We start from the raw sequence: 14,056 nt of genomic DNA, 5'->3' as shown, positions 1-14,056 counted from the left end.
ATTCGTTAAGAATTCTAAATTTGCAACTTGTTAAAATAGTAAAATGACAAATAAACTAAAAATCACTTTTCTTCTTGGGATTTTCATCATGATATTCTCTTCAAATATGATGAATGCCCAGCTAAAACAAGGAGATTTGGTGGATGGTATTGCCGCTGTTATCGGGGATGAGATTGTATTGGAATCTGATGTCCTGGAGCAGATGAATTATGGTAAACAACAGGGAGCTGCCAACACAGACAAATGTGAGTTCCTGGAAAATCTTATCAGCAATAAGCTTCTTGTATACGAAGCAAAAAAAGATACCTTAATTGAAAATCGTTCTGCAGCAATAAAAGAACAGGCAAATGCAAAATACCGTCAGATGCTTTCTCAATTTCCGGATGAAAAAACAATGCTTGCAGCCTATAAGTTCAGAAATGCTTATGAACTGAAAAATGCTATTGAAAAAATAGATATTGACCAATATTACGGACAGGCAAAGTACCAGAGAATAACTGATAAAGCGGACGTAACTCCTAATGAGGTAACTGATTTTTACAATATGTATAAAACACAGCTGCCACAGGTAAAAGATGAAGTTACTTTAGCTCAGATTATGATCTACCCGTCACTTACGGAAGCTCACAAACAAGAACTTATCAACAGGTTGAAAAAAATCAAACAGGATATTATCGGAGGTGAGACTTTTGAAAGCCAGGCAAGAATTTATTCTGAAGATGAAGGATCTGCTGCTAATGGAGGATTATATAAAAATATCAATAAAGGGCAGATGGTGAAGCCATTCGAAGCTGCTGCATTGAACCTTCAGGAAAATGAAATTTCAGACCCTATTGAATCTGAATTCGGATTCCATATTATTCAGTTAGTGAAAAGATCAGGTAAAGTATATGATGCAAGACACATCTTGTTGAAAGCTGTTCCTACTGATGACGAAATTAAAACTGCAAAAGCTAAATTAGACAGTATCAGAGGTCTTATCGTTGATGGTAAAATGACGTTTAAAGATGCTGCTTTTAAATACTCAGACGATAAAAGAACAAAATTCAATGCAGGAATTATTCCTGGAGCAGACGGTTCTGATAAAATTGAAAGAGAAAGTATCCCTGGAACAATCAGTTATGAATTAGCAGGATTAAACAAAGGTGATATCACTACTGCTTTTGAAGACGAAGAAAACAAGAGAAAACAAATCAAGATCATCAAAGTTGAAGATGTGATTCCTTCTCACCAGATTACCCTGGAAACAGACTTCAGCAGAATCAAGCAGATGGCGCTGAATAAAAAGAAAAGTGAAATGGTTGAAAAGTTTGTCAACTCTAAGTTGCCGACAACCTTTATTTCAATTGACGGACGTTACGACAGTTGTAACTTTAAGTCTAACTGGAAGAAACAATCCATGACAAAATAAAATCAAAACCTTCAGAATTTCTGAAGGTTTTTTTATGATTAGTAGTTTTAAAGAATGAAAGGCAATGATAGAAAATATTGACATATTTTCCCCGGAAAACCGTTGTTTTTATTATTTTTACACATGAGCAATTTTATAGATTTTAACGCTGCAAAAAAACTTCATGACATGGAGGGAACACAAAATAGAATTTCACACCTTTTTAATATTAAATACCCGATTATTCAGGCAGGGATGATCTGGCATTCGGGATGGAGACTTGCTTCTGCAGTTTCCAACTGTGGGGGATTAGGAATAATAGGAGCGGGAAGTATGTATCCTGATATCCTGAGAGAAAATATCCAGAAATGTAAACAGGCAACAGATAAACCATTCGGGGTAAATGTACCGATGTTATATCCTAATATTGAGGAAATTATTCAGATTATTCTTGAAGAAGGAGTGAAAATTGTATTTACGTCAGCCGGTAACCCGAAAACCTATACGGAAACCCTTCAGAAAGAAGGAATAAAAGTAGCTCACGTCGTTTCATCCACCAAATTTGCTGTAAAATGTGAAGATGCCGGAGTAGATGCCATTGTTGCAGAAGGTTTTGAAGCCGGAGGCCACAACGGAAGAGATGAGACAACAACATTCTGTCTTATTCCTAATGTTAAAAAACATATTTCCAAGCCGTTAATTGCTGCCGGAGGAATTGCTTTAGGTTCACAGATGAAGGCTGCTATGATTCTTGGTGCAGATGGTGTACAGATTGGTTCCCGTTTTGCTGCAACAACTGAAGCAAGTGCCCATGAAAACTGGAAAAAGAAAATTACAGAATTACAGGAAGGAGATACGCATCTTACTTTGAAAGAACTGGCACCTGTGAGAATGGTTAAAAATAAATTCTTCAAAGAACTGGAAGATATCTACGTGAATGGAAGAGATAAAGAAGCATTGATTGCTTCATTAGGAAGAGCCAGAGCAAAGCGTGGAATGTTTGAAGGAGATATGGAAGATGGCGAGCTGGAAATAGGCCAGGTTTCTGCTTTAATTGACGAGATTCTTCCGGTGGAAACTGTTTTCAGTCACCTTTTAAAAGAATTTGAAGCAACAAAAATGCCTGTTTTTTAATATAATTTTATTTGATGGAAGGAAGAATAATTGATGTAAAGGGACAAAAATTATATATTGAACACAATAATCAATTTCAAGACAGACCTACTATTGTTTTTCTGCATGATTCATTAGGTTCAGTACAGCTTTGGAGAGATTTTCCAGCCAAACTATCCGAAGCCACACATTGTAATACTTTGGCTTATGACCGTTTAGGTTATGGGAAATCATATCCAATGTCTACTCATATAAGACCGGTAAATTATATGGAGCTGGAAGCAGATCTTTTGAATGATGTATTGACTGAAATAAATATTGATAAGGTGATTCTGTTCGGGCACAGTGATGGGGGAACAATAGCTTTGATCACCGCTGCGAAATATCCTGAAAGAGTAGAAGCTGTCATTTGTGAAGCAGGTCATATTTTTGTAGAAGAGGTAACTTTAAAAGGGGTTTATGATGCCTGGGAAGCTTACAAAACGACCAATCTTCCTGAACGTTTACAGAAATATCATGGCGATAAAGTAGAAATGCTTTTCAAGGCCTGGACAGAGACCTGGACGCGTGAAGATTACAGAACCTGGAATATTGAATATCTCTTAAAAAATATTACTGCTTCATTATTATTTGTTCAGGGAGAAGCTGATGAATATGGTACATTGGATCAGGTAGAAAAAACGATTACTCAGGTGAGTGGAAGTGCGGAAAAATACATCATTCCCGGAATAGGACATACACCACATAAAGAATCTCCAGAGCTTGTATTGGAGAAAGCAGCAGAATTTATTGGTAAATATTTTTAATCTGAACCTATAAAATATAGAAATAAGACACCTTGTAATCAGGGTGTCTTATTTTTATGTGAAAATTCTAATGTGAAAGCTTAAAAAATTACAGTAATTGAAGTTCTGCTGCAATGTTTTCCTTTGCCTGAACCTCATATTTTTCCTTAAAATACTCTGTTTTAAAGATACTCTCTAGCTCGAGAAAATGCTTAAGCACTTTTTTTCGTCCCGGTTTATAAAGGAAGTCAGGATAAATGGAATACTCTTTTCTAATATTCTGAGTATATTCTGAATAAGTTTTAAAATCTTTGCCCAATACAGAAAGGTCAGCATCCAGAAGATAATTGGTATCCTCGTCATCAGAGCGTTGGTGAGATTTTGTAGCCAGAATCTGTGCAGAAATTAATGAAATTTTATCTTGATTGATATGAAGTTCGGTAAGTCTTTTTTCTGCCTTGGCAGCACTTTTCTCTTCATTGGATTTTGAAGAAGCATCATAGATAATGTCATGGTAGAATACAGAAAAAGAAATCGCTGTCACATCTGAGATATTACTTTTTACATATTCAAGTTCATTCAACATGTTTTCAAGATGAAGAAGATTATGATAGTATCTTCCTTTTTCAGAATATTTAGTTTCAATCTCCTTCCACAGATCACGGATGAGTTGAGGATCTTCTGTAAACGAAGAGCAAAGCTGTTCAAATTGATTTTTCAGATTCATAGAAATAAAGATATAAAAAAAGGAACTTTTAAAAAGTTCCCTGATTTGCTTCCAGTACAGCCTTTAGATCAGCCCAGCCTCCGCCGTTATAGCCGTCCTTTAATCCCTGAGCGTTAAGATAATCCAATGCTTTTCCGCTTCTGTTTCCACTTCTGCAGAATAAGATTACTGGTTTTTCAACAGATAGAATTTCATCCTGTCTGTCTTCTACTTCACCTAGAGGAATATTCTTAGCACCATCTATATTACCGTCCATTTCAAGCTCCATTGGCTCACGAACGTCTATTAATTCATAGTTTCCGGATTGTATTACTTCTATTAAAGACATAGTTGTTGGTTTAAACATTAAATTAGAAACGAAATTACGTAATTTTTTTATGAAAAAAATCCTAATGAAAACATAATTTTTCAGAAAAGAAACCAGTTGTGCTATGAACATATTCCAAAATCAGAAGATTGATAAAATAATCTTAATTTTGCAGGGTGAAATTAATGAATGCCGATGCCGAAAAATATTCCCAACTGATCAAGTCCAAAGCAAAAAGTTTTGGATTCCAGAATTGTGGCATTTCCAAAGCTGATTTTCTGGAGGAAGATGCTCATCATCTTGAAAAATGGCTGAAGAATAATTATAATGGCGAAATGAAGTATATGGAAAATCATTTCGACAAAAGACTTGATCCGAGACTTTTGGTAGAAGGTTCAAAATCTGTAATTTCACTTTCATATAATTATTTTCCTGAAGAAAAAATCTCCGTTCTTGAGAATTTTAAAATCTCAAAATATGCTTATGCAGAAGACTATCATGAAGTAATCAAAGAAATACTCCGTGAAATGGTTGCAGAGCTGCAGGAAGAAATAGGCGGATTCGGATTTCGTGTTTTTGTAGATTCTGCACCGGTTTTGGAAAGAGCCTGGGCTAAAAAGTCGGGAATAGGCTGGGTAGGAAAAAATGCCAACCTTATTACCAAACAAAGCGGTTCTTTTTATTTTCTGGCCGAAATTATCTGTGATCTGGAGCTGATTCCTGATCACGCCACTACAGATCATTGCGGAAGCTGCAGGAAATGTATTGATGCCTGTCCCACAGATGCCATCGTTTCTGAAAAAATTATAGATGGAAGCCGGTGCATTTCTTATGCAACCATAGAGCTCAAGAATGAAATTCCGGATTATTTTAAAGATAAAATGGAAGACTGGATGTTCGGCTGCGATATCTGTCAGGATGTTTGCCCATGGAACCGTTTTTCCGCTCCTAACAAACAGAGCCGTTTCCAGCCCAATGAAGCGTTGAAAAACTTCAAAAAAGGAGAATGGAAAGAACTTACCCAGGAAATTTTCTCGGAAATCTTCAGAAAATCTCCTGTGAAAAGAACCAAATTTGCAGGACTCAAAAGAAATATTGAGTTTTTGCAGAAACCTTCTGACTGATTTTTCTTTAAACTTTTGGTGACAATCCCTCTTTTGGAATTTTTTGAAGTTCCAAACCAGAGCTGATAGTTGACCATTCCTTAAATTTTTCGCTTTAAGGAGGTGAAGGTTTACATCAATAAGTTTCTTAAAAAGCTTTTCCTATAAAGAAAAATTGATTTTCAGGAGATCAAAATCTCACCGAAAATCAACGTCTTTTTTGTATTCTTTTAGGAGCAGTTTTTACTCTTACTTTAAACCTTTTTTGGGATTTAGTATTTTTACGCATATTTGTGAATATTTCGTAACTAAATATAGTTAATTTTTCGATTAAAACAAATACTTTTACTAAAAATTAAAGATTAAATTTTATTAAAAAACATGACTGTGAAAACGATATTAATGTATCTCCTGAAAGTGGTAGGAATTATTGTAGGAATTGTGATTATTTATGTGATCCTTGGGTTGTTGATTCCCTATATTCCCGTTTCTGCAAAAGATGACGGACAAAAGAAAGAAATTCCCATCTATATTTATACCAACGGGGTGCATACCGATATTGTAATGCCTGTGAAAAATGATTTGCAGGACTGGAGCCAGAAAATTCCTTTTGCCAATACAAAATCAAAAAAAACAGACTATCAGTATATAGGAATAGGATGGGGAGATAAAGGTTTCTATCTTGATACACCTACCTGGGCAGACCTGAAATTTTCAACAGCTATAAAAGCAGCATTCTGGCTAAGTGATTCTGCTATGCACTGTACTTATTATAATACAATGAAAGAAGGGAATGACTGTAAAATGATCATGATCAGCAGAAGTCAGTACGAAAATCTGGTGAAATATGTGGAAGATAAATTTGACAGAGATCAGAACGGAAATTTCATGTTGATCCCTACCAATGCTGTTTACAGCGATAACGATGCCTTTTATGATGCAAAAGGAACTTACAGCTTTATGTATACTTGCAATACCTGGTCAAATAACGCTTTGAAAGCTGCAGGACAGAAAGCTGCACTTTGGACACCTTCTGATTTCGGAATCTTTCAGCATTATAAATAAAATATGAAAAGGATTTTTTGGTTTTTCGCCATCTTTTGGATCTGCTCATGTTCTCAGGAGAGGAAAAATAATACAATAAGAACAGTAGAAACATCAGTAGTCGAAGAAAAGAAACCTGAAACTGATTTTTCTAAAATAAAATTAAAGGCAGAAGAAGCCTTAAAATTCTGTGCTTCAAAGAATCTTAGCAAAGATTTCTGTATTCTCATTGATATGAGCCTTCATTCAGGCGTTAACCGTTTTTTTGTCTGGGATTTTAAAAATAATAAAATCTCAAAAAAATATCTGGTAGGGCATGGGTGCGGTTCCAATTCCTGGAGTAAAGATAATTCTAAAGCCAATCCGGGCTTCAGCAATGAAGACGGAAGCCATCTTTCATCTTTAGGGAAGTATAAATTGGAAGGAAGAGGCTACAGCGACTGGGGAATCAATATAAAATACCTGATGCACGGCCTTGAAGAAACCAACAGTAATGCTTTAAAAAGATTTATTGTCTTTCATTCCTGGAATCTGATGAGTGATACTGAAACTTTCCCTAACGGATCTCCTGAAGGTTGGGGTTGTCCCACTATTTCCAACAACGCTATGAAGGAAATTGATCCGATGATTCAAAAATCAGAAAAACCGGTACTGATGTGGATCTATAATTAAACCTTTGTTATACCTTTGTTTTCATAACAATCCTGTTAACTGATTTTGCTTTATGAAACATACCCTTTTCCGTGAACAACAGCTCAATTGTGATATAGAAACAGCCTGGAAGTTCTTTTCCTCAGCCAATAATCTTTCAGAAATTACGCCGAAGGATATGGGCTTTATTGTATTAACGGAAATGGAAGATGATGAAATTTATGAAGGAATGATCATCGATTATTATGTTTCTCCATTATTCGGTATTAAAATGAAGTGGCAGACCGAAATCACCCATGTTGATTTCCAGAAAAATTTCATTGATTTTCAGAGAAAAGGGCCATACAAACTCTGGAATCACCATCATGAATTTATTCCCAATGAAGAAGGTGTTCTGATGAGAGATACCATAGATTATGAACTTCCTATGGGATTTTTAGGTGAAATTGCTCACCACCTTTTCATCAGAAAGAAACTGGAACATATCTTTGATTATCGTTTCAGAGTTCTCAGCAAATTGTTCTAGATATTCAATAGAAACGAGCTTTAGCCCGTTAATAATAAACCAAAATTCATCTGGCTTTAGCCAAAACCTAGTGCCATTTTTCATTCAGAATTTTAGAAGTTTGATTCCTTCGGAATGACAGACTGCATGAATAAACTTCGCGTTCTATTTGTCATTCCGTAGGAATCCCAATACGAATGAATGAGTAGAATTATTCCTCTATTGTTTAAGTTTTTTTAACAGTTCAATGGCTGGATTTCCCAGTAAAAATCACTAATTTTGCCAGATTATCGTTTTTTACTGAAAAACTAATGTGTTCTGGTTGACATGGCAGGTCTGAGGTCATTTTTCTTATTCTATATCATACTGGTTTTTTCCCTTTTCAATTCGAATTGGGCAGAGAAATCGTTGCAGAATATTCCTCATGTTCCGCCTGTAACAAACATTCATGTTCTGGATGTTTACGAAGAAGCAGATATGAATACGCATGCATTGCCTGCAGCTGCCAAAATTGTAAAACATTCGGTTAAAAAAAATGATCCTGCCATTGCAGATTTTTCAGGAATTTTAAAAGTTATTCCAAAAGTTACTCTTCCTGAGATTGCAATTTCTATTATTTGTGGAGTTAAATCTTTTCTCCATCTCCTCCAGTTGTACTAGGTTTAAGTTTCTGAATACCAAATCATTTTAACGGAAATTTTATAACTTAAACATTTAAAAATGTATTTTAAAACTGTAATAATTTGCCTTATGGCAACATTATTCGCTGTGTCATGCAGTAAAGACAAAGAAAAAAATAATCAGAAAGATAAAGAAGTTCCCGTACTGGAAATCAAAGAAAAAGATACATTGGTGAGCAACCAGTTTGTGACCGATATCCAGGCTAAAAAAAATGTAGAAATGCGTTCAAGAATCGGAGGTATTATACAGCATATTTATGTAAATGAGGGACAGTTTGTCCATCAGGGACAGGCTTTATTCAAAATCAATGATGCCGAACTTCAGATGGAACTCCTGAAAGCCAATGCGGCGTTAAAGCAGACTGAGGCAGACGTTCGCATTGCAGAGGTGGAATTGAAACAGATTCAGAGTCTGCATGCCAAAAAATTTGTGGCTAACAATGAGTTGGAAATGGTAAAGGCAAAACTGTCTTCTGCCAAAGCAAAACATGCATTTGCCGATGCAGAAAAGAGAACGGTTCTTCAGAAAATAAGCTTTACAAGAATTACAGCACCTTTTGACGGAGTAATTGATGTCATTCCCCATAAAGACGGAAGTTTGGTGGAAAATGGAACCCTATTGACCACACTTTCCCAATTGAATGAAGTGTATGCCTATTTCTCTATTCCTGAAAACTTATATTTTGAGCTTTTAGCTAATGATAAGATCGGAAGTCATCAGAAGATTGAGCTAACACTTCCCAACGGAGTTAATTACCAGTTCAACGGAGCTTTGAAAACAGCCGAAGGGGAAATCGACAGAACCACAGGTTCTATTCGTTATAAAGTGCTTTTCCCGAATCCGGACCGTTTGATCAAACACGGTACTTCCGGGAAACTTATCATTTCTGAGCAACAGAATAATGCGATCCTTATTCCACAAAAATCTACCTTTTCCATTCAGGATAAGACCTATGTTTTTGTAGTAGATAAACAGAATAAAGTGAAAATGACCAATATTAAGATCGGAACTACCTTAAGAGACTCTTATATGGTAGAAAGTGGTCTTAAAAAAGGAGATTTAATCATTTATGAAGGGACTCAGTCTTTGAAAGATGGTAATATTATCAAAATCAAAAAGAAGTATTAACCCTTCATAATCTTTAAATCAACTAACTATGGTAGAAATGTTTATAAGACGAAAGGTTCTTTCGTTGGTTATTTCCATATTATTTGTTCTGCTGGGAATCATGGCGCTGCTAAAAATGCCCATCACCCAGTTTCCCGATATTGTACCGCCTTCAGTAACCGTTACAGCAAAATATACAGGAGCAAACGCCGAAGTATCTGCCAATGCGGTAGCCCTTCCTTTGGAACGTGCGATCAATGGAGTTCCGGGGATGACTTATATGTCAACAGTAACCTCTAATGATGGTCTTACGCTTATTCAGGTTTTCTTTGAAGTAGGGACAGACCCTGATGTGGCAGCGGTAAACGTTCAGAACAGGGTAACAACAATTCTTGATGAGCTTCCTGAAGAAGTAATCAGAGCCGGTGTAACTACTGAAAAAGAGGTGAACAGTATGCTGATGTACCTTAATATCACAAGTACAGATCCGAGCCAGGATGAACAGTTCATTTATAACTTTACGGATATCAACGTCCTTCAGGAACTGAAACGTATTGATGGAGTAGGGCGTGCTGAAATCATGGGGCAGAAAGAATATTCAATGAGAGTATGGCTGGATCCTCAAAAAATGGCAGCTTACAATATTTCAGCAGATGAAGTAATTACTTCCTTGCAAAAGCAGAATATTTCTGCTGCTCCTGGAAAAGTAGGTGAAACCTCAGGTAAAACCTCAAGCCAGCTTCAGTATGTAATCAAATATAAAGGAAAGTTTTTTGAGCCTAAACAATATGAAGAAGTTCCCATCAGATCTGATGTGGACGGGACTATTTTAAAGCTTAAAGATATTGCGAAAGTAGAATTCGGAGCGATGAACTACGGAATGGTTTCCAAAACAGACGGAAGACCTTCTGCATCCATCATGATGAAACAACGTCCCGGTTCCAATGCTTCTGAAGTGATTGAAAGCGTAAAGACAAAAATGGAAGAATTAAAAGTTACTTCTTTCCCTCCCGGAATGGAATATAATATGGCTTATGACGTTTCCAGATTCCTGGATGCTTCTATCAGTGCGGTACTGACAACCCTTATCGAAGCCTTTATTCTGGTAGGAATTGTAGTATTTATCTTCCTTCAGGACTGGCGTTCTACATTAATTCCTGTACTGGCTGTACCGGTAGCATTGGTAGGAACTTTTGCCTTTATGAATATGCTGGATTTCTCTGTTAACCTTTTAACATTGTTTGCGTTGGTTCTTGCGATAGGTATTGTAGTGGATAATGCCATTGTCGTCGTTGAAGCCGTTCACGTGAAAATGGAGGAAGGAATGAATGCGATGGATGCCACCATCAGTGCCACCAAAGAAATTGCGGGAGCTGTAGTAGCGATTACCATTGTGATGTCTGCTGTATTTATTCCTGTAGCATTCCTGGATGGTCCGGTAGGAGTTTTTTACCGTCAGTTTTCATTAACGCTGGCCATCAGTATCGTAATTTCTGGGGTGAATGCATTGACGCTTACTCCGGCACTTTGTGCGATTATTTTAAAACCTCACGATCACAATAAAAAGAAAACCATTATTGACAGGGCTTTCCAGAGTTTCAATACAGGATTTGAAAGACTGACGAATGGTTATGTAGGTATTTTATCAAAATTTGCCACAAGAACTACAGTAACTTTCGGATTACTGTTTTTATTCGTTGGACTTACTTTTGTGACCAGTAAATTCCTTCCAACAGGGTTTATTCCAATGGAAGATCAGGGAATGGTATATGTAAGTGTAACGACTCCGCAGGGAGCAACGGTAGAAAGAACAGAAAAAGTACTGGATGAAGTGACGGTTATTGCTAAAAAAATTAAAGGCGTAGAAAACGTAACCACTCTTGCTGGGTACAGCATCGTAACAGAAATTGCAGGTTCTTCTTACGGAATGGCGATGATTAACCTTAAAGACTGGAAAGAAAGAAATATTTCAGTGAATGATCTGATCGCAGAACTTTCAGACAAAACAAAAAGCATTGCAGATGCCCATATTGAAATTTTTGCTCCTCCAACGGTCCCGGGATTCGGTAATACCAGCGGTTTTGAATTACGTTTATTGGACAGAACCGGAGGAAAGATCGAAAATACAGATAAGATCACTAAAGACTTTGTTAAGAAATTAAACGAAGCTCCCGAATTGCAGAACAACTTTACCAGCTTTGATGCTACTTTCCCTCAATACATGATCAATGTAGATTATGATATGGCAGCGAAGAAAGGAGTATCGGTAGATAACGCAATGTCTACGCTACAGACCATGCTGGGATCTTATTACGCCACGAATTTTATCCGTTTCAGTCAGATGTATAAAGTGATGGTGCAGGCGAGTCCGGAACACAGAGACACTCCGGAAAGTATTCTGAATTTATATTTAAAAAATGATAAAGGCGAAATGGTTCCTTTCTCAACTTTCATCACTATTGAAAAGGTATACGGCCCTGAGGTACTGACAAGATACAACATGTATATGTCTGCCATGATTAACGGAGAACCTGCAGACGGTTACAGTTCCGGAGATGCCATTGCCGCTGTAGAAAGTGTAGCCAAAGAAACACTGCCAAGAGGATTCGATATTGAATGGTCAGGAATGACAAGGGAAGAGATCTTATCAGGAAACCAGACTGTTTATATCTTCGCAATCTGTCTTTTATTCGTGTATCTTTTATTGGCGGCACAATACGAAAGTTTCCTTCTTCCAATGCCTGTATTATTAAGCCTGCCAACAGGGATTTTCGGTTCTTATATCGCTTTGGTACTGATGGGATTGGATAATAATATTTATGCACAGGTAGCATTGGTCATGCTGATTGGCCTTTTAGCTAAAAATGCCATTCTTATTGTAGAATTTGCAGTGGCAAGAAATAAGCAGGGATTTGATATTATTCCGGCCGCTATTGAAGGGGCGAGACAACGTCTGAGACCGATTCTGATGACTTCTTTTGCATTCGTAGCAGGGCTTATTCCTCTATGTATTGCATCAGGAGCGGGAGCAATCGGTAACCGTTCCATTGGTACAGCAGCAGCAGGAGGAATGTTGATAGGAACTATTTTCGGATTAGTAGTCATTCCGGGACTGTATATATTCTTTGCAAAACTTGAAAATAAGAAGAAAGATGAAAAGATTAAATCATAGAAATATATTGTATGGAATAGCGTCACTGAGCTTGGTTTCTTGTGCTGTTCCCAAAGTAACGGACCTGAAAAAAGCCCAGGAATTACCAGAAGAGATCATCAAAGCTGACAAAAGTAAATCGACGGATGAATTCCAGCAGATCAATCTGAAAGCGTATTTTACAGATCCTCAGCTGCTTGAGCTTTTTGATAAAGTAGTTCAGGCTAATCCGGATTTTCAAATTGCCCAGCAGAGAGTGGAAATTGCCAATAGCTTCCTTCAAAGATCAAAGATGGATTTATTGCCATCTCTTGAAGTGGGAATACAGGCTTCCGGTGACCGCTACGGAAAATATACAATGGAAGGCGTTGGAAACTATGATACCAATCTTTCCCCTAATATCACGGAAAATCAGAAAATCAACAGAGATTTTACTCCTAATTACTGGCTGGGAGCAAGAAGCAGCTGGGAAATTGATGCCTGGGGAAAACTGAAAAATAAGAAGATTGCGGCTCAGAAGAAATATCTGGCTTCCACAGAAGGATTAAGATTATTACAGGTAGAGCTTTTCACAGATATTGCCAATCTGTATTACCAGTTGGTAGCGTTGGATAATCGTCTTGCCATTTATCAGAAGAACTATAAACTTCAGCAAAGAGCCTTTGAAATTGTTCTGGCTCAGCGTGAAGTGGGAAAAGCCACGGAGTTGGCAGTTCAGCAATTCAAAGCTCAGAATAACAACTGGCTGGCAGAGATTGAACACATCAGGGTAGAAATCGTTACAGTAGAACAGGCGATTACAACATTAACAGGAAGCTATGGCGGAGATGTTAAACGTGGGAAAATACTGATGCCTACCAATATGGAAGTTTTGAATAAAACCATTAATGTAGAAAATGTGATCCATTCAAGACCGGATGTAGCCGCAAACTATTATGTGTTGGAAGCTTCTCAGGCTGATGCGAAAGCTGCAAGAGCCGCTTTTTATCCTAAAATTGATTTGGGTGCCGGTTTTGGACTGAATTCCTTTTCCGTAGAAACGTTCTTCAAGCCAAGTTCACTGGCAGGGCAATTGTTGGGGGGATTAATGGTTCCTGTATTCAATAAAGGGCAGTTGAAATATGAATTTAAAGTAGCAAGCAAAGAGCAGGAAATTGCCTTTTTAAATTATCAGAAAAGTATTACCACTGCTTTTAATGAACTTCAGTCTATTTTGAAACAGACGAAGATCTATGAACGTGTTCTGAAACTGAAATCAGAAGAAGTAGGTTTCCTTGACCGTGGTGTGGAGGTTTCCAACGATCTGTATCTCACAGGCTACGCAAACTATTTTGAACTGATCAATTCTCAGAAAAGCAAACTAACTGCTGAGCTGGATTTACTGCAGTTTCAGCACCAGAATACCAGAAATAACGTCCTGTTGTTTAAAGCATTGGGAGGGAAACTGGATTAATTTTTTACTTTTTTTTACGATGAGGGAAGCTGTCTTTTT

At 37.1% G+C, this 14,056-nt stretch carries 13 protein-coding genes; 11 read left to right on the top strand and 2 right to left on the bottom strand.

What is annotated here, in order from left to right:
- The first annotated feature begins 43 nt into the window (after positions 1 to 43).
- The 3 genes from REB14_RS03895 to REB14_RS03885 all read left to right on the top strand — a co-directional run bounded on the left by REB14_RS03895 (position 44) and on the right by REB14_RS03885 (position 3,309).
- A complete protein-coding gene (locus REB14_RS03895) occupies positions 44 to 1,411 on the top strand; it encodes a peptidylprolyl isomerase (RefSeq protein WP_079240825.1) in 1,368 nt (455 codons plus the stop codon).
- Positions 1,412 to 1,534: 123 nt separating this feature from the next.
- The gene (locus REB14_RS03890; protein ID WP_238594367.1) at positions 1,535 to 2,524 is read left to right on the top strand and encodes an NAD(P)H-dependent flavin oxidoreductase; all 990 of its coding nucleotides are present in this window, start codon (positions 1,535 to 1,537) and stop codon (positions 2,522 to 2,524) included.
- A gap of 14 nt (positions 2,525 to 2,538) precedes the next feature.
- Entirely contained in the window at positions 2,539 to 3,309 is a 771-nt protein-coding gene (locus REB14_RS03885; protein ID WP_309521553.1) for an alpha/beta fold hydrolase, read from the top strand.
- Positions 3,310 to 3,397: 88 nt separating this feature from the next.
- On the opposite strand, the gene REB14_RS03880 is transcribed toward REB14_RS03885, so the two are convergent.
- On the bottom strand, positions 3,398 to 4,015 hold the full coding sequence (locus REB14_RS03880) for an HD domain-containing protein (RefSeq protein WP_079240827.1): 618 nt from the start codon (positions 4,013 to 4,015) through the stop codon (positions 3,398 to 3,400).
- A gap of 28 nt (positions 4,016 to 4,043) precedes the next feature.
- A complete protein-coding gene (locus REB14_RS03875; protein ID WP_034692125.1) occupies positions 4,044 to 4,343 on the bottom strand; it encodes a rhodanese-like domain-containing protein in 300 nt (99 codons plus the stop codon).
- A gap of 164 nt (positions 4,344 to 4,507) precedes the next feature.
- Here REB14_RS03875 and queG point away from each other — a divergent pair, with 164 nt between their 5' ends.
- From queG to REB14_RS03835, 8 genes are all read left to right on the top strand, one after another.
- Entirely contained in the window at positions 4,508 to 5,446 is a 939-nt protein-coding gene (gene queG, locus REB14_RS03870) for a tRNA epoxyqueuosine(34) reductase QueG (RefSeq protein ID WP_309521552.1), read from the top strand.
- A 360-nt stretch (positions 5,447 to 5,806) separates the two neighbouring features.
- Entirely contained in the window at positions 5,807 to 6,490 is a 684-nt protein-coding gene (locus tag REB14_RS03865) for a TIGR02117 family protein (protein ID WP_309521551.1), read from the top strand.
- A gap of 3 nt (positions 6,491 to 6,493) precedes the next feature.
- Positions 6,494 to 7,141 (top strand): murein L,D-transpeptidase catalytic domain-containing protein, encoded by a 648-nt coding sequence (locus REB14_RS03860; RefSeq protein ID WP_309521550.1) that lies wholly within the window; start codon positions 6,494 to 6,496, stop codon positions 7,139 to 7,141.
- Positions 7,142 to 7,193: 52 nt separating this feature from the next.
- Positions 7,194 to 7,646 (top strand): SRPBCC family protein, encoded by a 453-nt coding sequence (locus tag REB14_RS03855; protein ID WP_079240831.1) that lies wholly within the window; start codon positions 7,194 to 7,196, stop codon positions 7,644 to 7,646.
- 306 nt (positions 7,647 to 7,952) lie between these two features.
- Positions 7,953 to 8,285, top strand: coding sequence for a hypothetical protein (locus REB14_RS03850; RefSeq protein WP_309521549.1), 333 nt, complete (start codon positions 7,953 to 7,955; stop codon positions 8,283 to 8,285).
- A gap of 60 nt (positions 8,286 to 8,345) precedes the next feature.
- Positions 8,346 to 9,434 carry an efflux RND transporter periplasmic adaptor subunit gene (locus REB14_RS03845; RefSeq protein ID WP_425248760.1) on the top strand — a complete coding sequence of 363 codons (1,089 nt, stop codon included), beginning with the start codon at positions 8,346 to 8,348 and terminating at the stop codon, positions 9,432 to 9,434.
- A 28-nt stretch (positions 9,435 to 9,462) separates the two neighbouring features.
- Positions 9,463 to 12,585, top strand: a complete 3,123-nt coding sequence (locus REB14_RS03840) for an efflux RND transporter permease subunit (RefSeq protein ID WP_309521547.1) — start codon at positions 9,463 to 9,465, stop codon at positions 12,583 to 12,585.
- Complete coding sequence (locus REB14_RS03835; RefSeq protein ID WP_079240835.1) at positions 12,566 to 14,017, top strand: TolC family protein; 1,452 nt, start codon at positions 12,566 to 12,568, stop codon at positions 14,015 to 14,017. The genes REB14_RS03840 and REB14_RS03835 overlap by 20 nt, the downstream gene beginning before the upstream one ends.
- Positions 14,018 to 14,056: the final 39 nt, after the last annotated feature.

This window comes from Chryseobacterium metallicongregator (assembly GCF_031324065.1).
Taxonomy (GTDB): domain Bacteria; phylum Bacteroidota; class Bacteroidia; order Flavobacteriales; family Weeksellaceae; genus Chryseobacterium; species Chryseobacterium metallicongregator.
The sequence above is the reverse complement of the archived record's forward strand: the minus strand, read 5'-3'. Positions and strand labels throughout refer to the sequence as shown.

Excerpts from the sequence above, each read along its gene's own strand:
- REB14_RS03895 (WP_079240825.1), top strand. The coding sequence starts at position 44 with ATGACAAATAAACTAAAAATCACTTTTCTTCTTGGGATTTTCATCATG.
- REB14_RS03890 (WP_238594367.1), top strand. The coding sequence starts at position 1,535 with ATGAGCAATTTTATAGATTTTAACGCTGCAAAAAAACTTCATGACATG.
- REB14_RS03885 (WP_309521553.1), top strand. The coding sequence starts at position 2,539 with ATGGAAGGAAGAATAATTGATGTAAAGGGACAAAAATTATATATTGAA.
- REB14_RS03880 (WP_079240827.1), bottom strand. The coding sequence starts at position 4,015 with ATGAATCTGAAAAATCAATTTGAACAGCTTTGCTCTTCGTTTACAGAA.
- REB14_RS03875 (WP_034692125.1), bottom strand. The coding sequence starts at position 4,343 with ATGTCTTTAATAGAAGTAATACAATCCGGAAACTATGAATTAATAGAC.
- queG (WP_309521552.1), top strand. The coding sequence starts at position 4,508 with ATGAATGCCGATGCCGAAAAATATTCCCAACTGATCAAGTCCAAAGCA.
- REB14_RS03865 (WP_309521551.1), top strand. The coding sequence starts at position 5,807 with ATGACTGTGAAAACGATATTAATGTATCTCCTGAAAGTGGTAGGAATT.
- REB14_RS03860 (WP_309521550.1), top strand. The coding sequence starts at position 6,494 with ATGAAAAGGATTTTTTGGTTTTTCGCCATCTTTTGGATCTGCTCATGT.
- REB14_RS03855 (WP_079240831.1), top strand. The coding sequence starts at position 7,194 with ATGAAACATACCCTTTTCCGTGAACAACAGCTCAATTGTGATATAGAA.
- REB14_RS03850 (WP_309521549.1), top strand. The coding sequence starts at position 7,953 with ATGGCAGGTCTGAGGTCATTTTTCTTATTCTATATCATACTGGTTTTT.
- REB14_RS03845 (WP_425248760.1), top strand. The coding sequence starts at position 8,346 with ATGTATTTTAAAACTGTAATAATTTGCCTTATGGCAACATTATTCGCT.
- REB14_RS03840 (WP_309521547.1), top strand. The coding sequence starts at position 9,463 with ATGGTAGAAATGTTTATAAGACGAAAGGTTCTTTCGTTGGTTATTTCC.
- REB14_RS03835 (WP_079240835.1), top strand. The coding sequence starts at position 12,566 with ATGAAAAGATTAAATCATAGAAATATATTGTATGGAATAGCGTCACTG.